This is a genomic window from Bacteroides timonensis (assembly GCF_000513195.1).
In the GTDB taxonomy this organism is placed as follows: Bacteria; Bacteroidota; Bacteroidia; order Bacteroidales; family Bacteroidaceae; genus Bacteroides; species Bacteroides timonensis.
On record NZ_CBVI010000169.1, the window covers coordinates 36,224 to 43,191 of the forward strand.

Annotated in this window: 5 protein-coding genes; all 5 read left to right on the plus strand. The window is 44.9% G+C overall.

Annotation, left to right across the window (positions count from 1 at the left end; genetic code table 11):
* The first annotated feature begins 3 nt into the window (after positions 1-3).
* Entirely contained in the window at positions 4-2,781 is a 2,778-nt protein-coding gene (locus BN161_RS26750) for a glycoside hydrolase family 2 protein (protein ID WP_044272136.1), read from the plus strand.
* Positions 2,782-2,817: 36 nt separating this feature from the next.
* Positions 2,818-3,726, plus strand: coding sequence for a ribokinase (rbsK, locus tag BN161_RS26755; RefSeq protein WP_044272128.1), 909 nt, complete (start codon positions 2,818-2,820; stop codon positions 3,724-3,726).
* Between the two features lie 23 nt (positions 3,727-3,749).
* Positions 3,750-4,757 carry a GRP family sugar transporter gene (locus tag BN161_RS26760; RefSeq protein WP_044272129.1) on the plus strand — a complete coding sequence of 336 codons (1,008 nt, stop codon included), beginning with the start codon at positions 3,750-3,752 and terminating at the stop codon, positions 4,755-4,757.
* Positions 4,758-4,788: 31 nt separating this feature from the next.
* A complete protein-coding gene (locus BN161_RS26765; RefSeq protein ID WP_044272130.1) occupies positions 4,789-6,348 on the plus strand; it encodes a DUF4434 domain-containing protein in 1,560 nt (519 codons plus the stop codon).
* Positions 6,349-6,361: 13 nt separating this feature from the next.
* Positions 6,362-6,968, plus strand: a 607-nt coding sequence (locus tag BN161_RS26770; RefSeq protein WP_044272131.1) for an NPCBM/NEW2 domain-containing protein, incomplete at its 3' end; no start/stop codon positions are given.

Below are 6,968 nucleotides of genomic sequence, written 5' to 3' on the forward strand. Positions count from 1 at the left end.
ATTATGAGAAACATATTATTTATCCTGCTACTTTGCAATGTCATGTTGCTGAAAGCCCAATCTCTGGAACTGGAGCATTGGAAAATTATAAATTCATCCGAAGTAACTGATGAAGATGCCCAAGTATCACAAATTGCCTATCCGGCGAATGGATGGTATTCGGCCACAGTGCCTACTACCGTGCTGAACGCATTGGTAAAAGAGAAAGTGTATCCCGATCCGCGCATCGGATTGAATAATTATCAAATTCCCGATGTGTCAGACGAGTTCAATGACCGCATGGATCTGGCTAAATACAACTACCTGAAGAGTGGCCGAAATCCCTGGCAAGATCCTTATTGGTATCGCACCGAGGTGGTGCTTCCTAAATCATACAAAGGCAAGAAAGTGTGGCTGACTCTGAATGGAATCAATTACCGGGCGGACGTCTGGGTGAACGGTCAGCAGGTAGCCGATAAGAATGATATTGTGGGAATGTTCCGCCGTTTCAAGCTCGATATTACGGACTATGCCCTTCCCGGAGCGAACAATTGTGTTGCGGTGAAGATATATCAGGTGGATCATCCGGGTGTTCCTACTCCGGGTACCCAGCTGAAAGTGTTTGGCCCTGTGCGTGGACATTCTTATGACATCTTTAAGGATGAGACTTTAAAGATATCCGGTGGATGGGACTGTGCTCCGGTGGTAAGAGACCGGAATATGGGTATCTATCAGAAGGTAACGATAGAGGCTACCGATGAAGTCGTGATCGAGAATCCTTTCATTGTTACTACTTTACCCAAGCAGGATACTTCGCTGGCGGATGTGAACATCAAACTGGAGGTGAAGAATACTTCAGGAAAAGCGATAGAGGGAAAAGTGAATGCTTTGATTACCTTGGTAAACGATGTGAAGTTCCCCACCTATACCAAACACATGGAAGGTTATCTGAAGCCTATAAAGATTACAAAAAGAGTTAGCCTGGGTCCAGGTGAAAAGAAAGTCGTGGAACTGACTTCCGAAGATTTCCCTTCCCTGTTAATCAGGAATCCCTACCTGTGGTATCCCAACGGATATGGTGAACAATATCTGCATCACATCAAGTTGTCATATAATACAGGTGGAAAAGTATCCGATATAAAAGAGTTCGACTTTGGCATCCGTGAAGTTGAGGTTGGGCTGAACAGAGTTGAGGTTGGCGGAGACAAAGCTGAGGTTGAGTACAGCCGTGTCTATTATGTGAATGGCAAAAGAGTGTTCTGCAAAGGCGGCTGGATTCAGCCGGACATCCTGCTGGAGGAATCGGATAAGCGTATTTATGATGAGGCACGCCTGATGGCGGAGGCTAACATCAACCTGATAGGCAGTGAAGATATGCCTTCTCCTTCCGAAACGTGGTTTGAGAGTTTTGATAAGTACGGCCTTATGTGGTGGCATGTTTTCTATCAATGCTATCGCATGACTCCCGGCACTGAAACCGAAAACAATCCCCTGGATCATAATCTGGCGATTGCTTGTGTGGAAGATATGATGCTTCGGTATCGTAACCACCCTTCCATTATTTCGTGGGTAGGCGTCAATGAAGTATTGATGAATGAAAACTTATACAGGCTGACGAAAGAGAAAGTGAAGAGCCTTGATACTACACGTATATACATCCCTACCACCAGTTACCACTGGGATGTGGATGCTCTGACTCCCTATCTGAAGGAAGACCTGCCCACCGGAACCACGGATGACGGTGCGCCCGACTATAACTGGGCGCCTTCCTCTTACTTCTTCGATAAAGTACGTGAGGTTTATTTGCAGATGTTCCGCAATGAATTGGGCATGCCTTCGGTGCCAATGTACAACAGTCTCCGGAAATTCATCCCTACCGCGGAGAGCACAGCCAATCTAAACAGCCCCATCTTCCCGTTGGATAGCATTTGGGCGGAACATGGCGCCTGGGATGTGAGTAATTATTGCTATCGTTCTTATGACAATGCCATCCGCACGATGTTTGGTGATCCGAGGACGGCGAAAGAATATGCCGATAATGCCCAGTTCCTGAGTGCTGACGGTTATCGTGCTATGTTTGAGGCAGCCAATCATCGGATGTGGGATATAACTTCCGGCGTGATGATCTGGAAGATTAATTCTTGCTGGCCCGATGTGTGCTGGCAGATTTATGACTGGTATCTGGCACCGAACGCTTCTTACTATTTTGCAAAGAAAGCGATGGAGCCGGTACACGTACAGTTGAATGCCAATGATTTTAAGATATCGGTCATTAATGCGTCCCACCGGGTGCTGGATGATGTAAAGGTGACGGCGAAAGTAATCAATAATGATATGAGGGTGGCTTGGCAACATTCTCAGCAGCTGACGGTTTCTCCCGATTGCTATAAAGAGATTGTTACGGTGCCTCAGCATGGCAAGTATTCTTATAACTACTTTGTGAAGCTGGAACTTCACGATAAAGCAGGAAAGCTGTTGTCGGAGAATTTATATTGGTTCTATTCACAGCACATGGACTTTTTCTGGTTTACTTCTATGGAAAAACCGGAATTGAAGAAAGAGGTTAAAGTAAGCAAAGAGGAAGGAGAATATGTCTTTTCTATTTGTTTGAAGAATGAATCTGCCCGATTGTCACACTTCAACCACCTGACTTTGCAGGATACCCGGGGAGAGGAGATTAATCCGGTGTTCTGGAGTGATAACTTCATTACGCTCTTTCCGGGAGATGAGAAGGTGATAACAGCCCGTGTAGCAGTATCTGATGTAGGGGGCGTTGCTCCTACGTTCGTTCTGTCACGGTGATACATACATGCATTTATTTATTTAAAATATAGTACCATGAAGAAAATTATAGTAATTGGCAGTTCCAATATAGATATGATGGTGAAGACCTCTCATCTGCCGGCTCCCGGTGAAACCATTCTGGGTGGTGAATTCTTTATGAACCAGGGCGGTAAAGGAGCCAATCAGGCAGTTGCAGTGAAAAGGTTGGGTGGTAATCTGATCTTTGTAGCGAAGTTGGGGAATGATATACTGGGACAGCAGTCAGTGGATTATTTCAAGAAAGAGGGAATAGATACAAAATATATCACTCTTGATGAAAACTCTGCTGCCGGAGTTGCTTTGATCAGTGTGGACGATCACGCAGAGAATAGTATAGTGGTGGCTTCCGGAGCCAATATGCTGCTGAACGAGCAGGATGTGGATAAAGTTGTGGAGGAAATGTGCGAAGGAGACATCTTGTTGATGCAACTGGAAATTCCGATTCAAACGGTGGAATATGCTGCCAGGAAAGCTTTTGAAAAAGGGGTGAAGGTAGTCTTGAATCCGGCCCCTGCCCGGAGCCTTCCGAAAGAGTTACTCAGATACCTGTTTATGATTACTCCCAACCGGATTGAAGCCGAAATGCTTACCGGTATAAAGATTGTGAATGATGCTGATGCGGAACGGGTTGCAAAAGAAATCAGTGCGATGGGAGTACAGAATATAATTGTAACCTTGGGTTCGAAGGGCTGCTTGGTGAGAGAAGGCGATACTTCGTATTGTGTGGATGCTTTTAAAGTGGAACCTGTTGATACAACGGCTGCCGGCGATACTTTCAATGGTGCTTTATGTGTGGGACTGGCAGAAGGCATGAACTTGAGGCAATCTGCTGTAATGGCTTCTAAAGCTTCATCTGTTGCCGTGACAAGAATGGGAGCGCAGTCTTCTATTCCTCATCGTAAAGAACTGGACCTGAATGAATAAATTAACCTCTAAAAATACCGATTATGTTTATAGTTGAAAGTTACGGATTGGCAGTGGCGTTGTGCTGGGTTACGATGCTTTGCTGGGGATCGTGGGGAAATACTCAGAAGTTGGCAGCCAAGACCTGGCGCTACGAGTTGTTCTATTGGGATTACGTGATTGGCATCGTTCTTTTCTCTCTGATCTGGGGATTGACTTTAGGCAGCACGGGAGAGGCCGGGAGAGGATTTATACAGGACTTGTTGCAAGTGAGTCCGGAGAACTTCTGGAGCGCTTTCCTGGGTGGTGTGATATTCAATGCTTCTAATATTCTGCTATCGGCTTCTATGTCATTGGCAGGGATGTCGGTTGCTTTTCCTATAGGGGTGGGGCTGGCATTGGTGCTGGGTGTATTTGTCAATTATTTCAGTGTTCCGAAGGGAGATCCTGTCATTCTTTTCCTGGGCGTTTTCCTGATTGTGCTGGCTATTATCTTTAATGGAATAGCATCCGGAAAAGTTTCCAAAGCGTCCGGTCAGAGCACCCGTAAGAAAGGTATCCTGGTTGCTGTATGCGCCGGTATCCTGATGGCGTTCTTTTATCGTTTTGTGGCGGCAGCTATGGATCTGGAAAATCTGGAAGCACCAACAGCCGGCATGATGACTCCTTATTCTGCTTTGTTTGTGTTTGCAATAGGTATCTTTATCAGTAATTTCCTGTTCAATACCTTAGTGATGAAGAAACCTTTTATGGGAGAACCTGTGTCCTACGGCCAGTATTTCAAAGGAAACTTCAATACGCATCTGGTAGGTGTGTTGGGAGGTATAATCTGGGCATTGGGAACTGCTTGCAGCTATATCGCTGCCGGAAAAGCCGGTGCGGCTATTTCCTATGCGCTGGGGCAAGGAGCAACGATGGTAGCCGCCTTATGGGGACTCTTCATCTGGAAAGAGTTTAAGGGGGCTTCTAAGTCTACCAACCTGTTGCTTACACTGATGCTTATTCTTTTTATCTCCGGTCTGGTACTGATTATAGTGTCTGGAGGAAGTTGATAACTTAATTATAGATTTATATATGTGTACTATGAAGAAGAAATTTCAAATGATAGGATTTGCTTTGTCAGTTTTATTGGTTGCGCTGCCGGTAGTTACGGTGGGTGCGGATAATGCCGCTTCCGGCAAGCAGAAAAAAGAGAAAATCACCGAGTCGGCTTTGGGTGTGAAACCTGTTACAGGTACCTGGATCAACCTGGCATATAAGGATGTGCGTAATAAATATACGAATCCTCAGAGCTTTGATAATACGGACCCGAATTTGTGGGAAGCTAAAGTACGTGAATTGTCGGCTATGGGTATCGAATATCTGGTATTCATGGAGGTTGCCAATGAAGGAAAATCTTATTATCCTTCGCAAATAATGCCTTGGTGCTATAATAAGGATAAGAAAAGTCCTGTGGATGCTATTCTGGATGAAGCGGCCAAACATAATATGAAGGTTTTCATGAGCAGTGGTTGGGCAAAGGATCAGGATGATAATCTGCTTGATCCGGCAATTAAGGAACGGCAACTCCGAATCATGGAAGAGTTGGCATCCCTTTATAAAAAACACAAGGCCTTTTATGGCTGGTATTTACCGGTAGAAGATTGCCTGTGTCCTATTTTTGCGGAGCATGCGGTGCAGTCGGTAAATACCTTATCAGAGAAGGCTAAAAACTTGACTCCGGGTAAGAAAACTTTGATCTCTCCTTATGGAATCGGATTGTCAGAATTTGATAATCCGGAATATGAGAAGCAAATGCAAAAACTAAAAGTGGATATCATTGCCTATCAGGATGAAGTGGGATGTGTACGCGATCAGTTCACACTTCCACGTCTGAAGAAGAACTGGCAGAGATTGCGTGATATTCATAACCGCCTGAATATTGAAATGTGGGCAAATTGTGAGACTTTCACTTGGGAAGAGGGTACTAATGACCGTACTTCTGCCTTGATTCCGGCTGCCTATCCGAGGCTGCTGTCCCAGCAAGTTGCAGCATCTGCGGCGGGGGTTGATAAGATCATTTCATTTATGTTCTACGGTATCATTGAGAACCCTGAGTCAAAGTACCAGTTGGGACAACCTGTCTGGTCGAACAAAGTGTATATTGACTATATGGACTGGAAGAACGGAAAGGAATATTGGAAACTGATGGAAGCAGCTTTTATGGAGAAATTAGTCAATGGAGCGGCTCCGCAAATGATGCTTGGAAAGGCCGGTTTGCAACCGTTACTGGATGGTAAGGTTGCCGAAGAGGACAGTAAGGATGCCCGCTGGGTGAAGTTTGAGGCCGGCTATCATGAATTTGTAGTGGATCTGCAAAAGAAAACCCGTGTTCAGAAAGCTATGTTGCGTATGCTGAATTATAATCCGGAAAAAATAGGTATGCCGATGAAGACATATCTGTATACTTCAATAGACGGTAAAGAGTATAATCTGTCTTCCATAAAAGACGCCCCTTATTTCCCGAACAACAAGCATGATGCCTGGATTGAAAGCATATTGTTTGACCAACTGGATGAAAATGTACGCTATGTAAAGGTCGCTTTTGAAGCTCCGCAACAGGTATATATAGATGAATTATTTATTAATCCGGTCTTGAAATAAAAAGCAAAATGCTATGAAAACTGGGAAAAACGTAATTACCGCATTGGTCCTTTTGGCAAACTTGTGCTTTGTTTCCTCTTGTAATAATGGGCCGAAGCGTGAAGTCTGGTTGGATGAAGTTTATAAGGACTCCTGTTTTGTGCAGGATTGGGGAATACCACAGATAAATCAGTCTGTGGTATGGACTCCGCTCATGGTAAATGGTGTTGTGTATGAGCGGGGAATCGGAGCTCATTCCATCAGCCGTATGCTGTATGATTTGGGGGGTAAAGCCGTTTCTGTAAGTGGCTTGGCTGGAGCGGATGATAACAACCTGTATGCCGGAAAATTGCAGTTCAAGATAATCGGAGATAAAAAAGAACTTTGGAAAAGCGGTGTGATGCAGAAGGGCGATCCCGTAAAAGAGTTCAATGTCAACCTCTCCGGCATTGATAAAGTGTTGCTATTGGTGGAAGAATGTGGCGACGGCATTATGTACGACCATGCCGACTGGTTGAATGTGAAATTTGTGACTCGTGGAGAGATTACCCCGATACCTGCCTGGCCGAAGTCTGTGGCTAAGGAGAAGTACATTCTGACACCGGAAGCTCCGGAAGCTCCACGGATTAATAATCATGAGT

What these genes read in the sequence shown, in the direction of transcription:
- BN161_RS26750 (WP_044272136.1), top strand. Translation starts at nt 4, where the DNA reads ATGAGAAACATATTATTTATCCTGCTACTTTGCAATGTCATGTTGCTG.
- rbsK (WP_044272128.1), top strand. Translation starts at nt 2,818, where the DNA reads ATGAAGAAAATTATAGTAATTGGCAGTTCCAATATAGATATGATGGTG.
- BN161_RS26760 (WP_044272129.1), top strand. Translation starts at nt 3,750, where the DNA reads ATGTTTATAGTTGAAAGTTACGGATTGGCAGTGGCGTTGTGCTGGGTT.
- BN161_RS26765 (WP_044272130.1), top strand. Translation starts at nt 4,789, where the DNA reads ATGAAGAAGAAATTTCAAATGATAGGATTTGCTTTGTCAGTTTTATTG.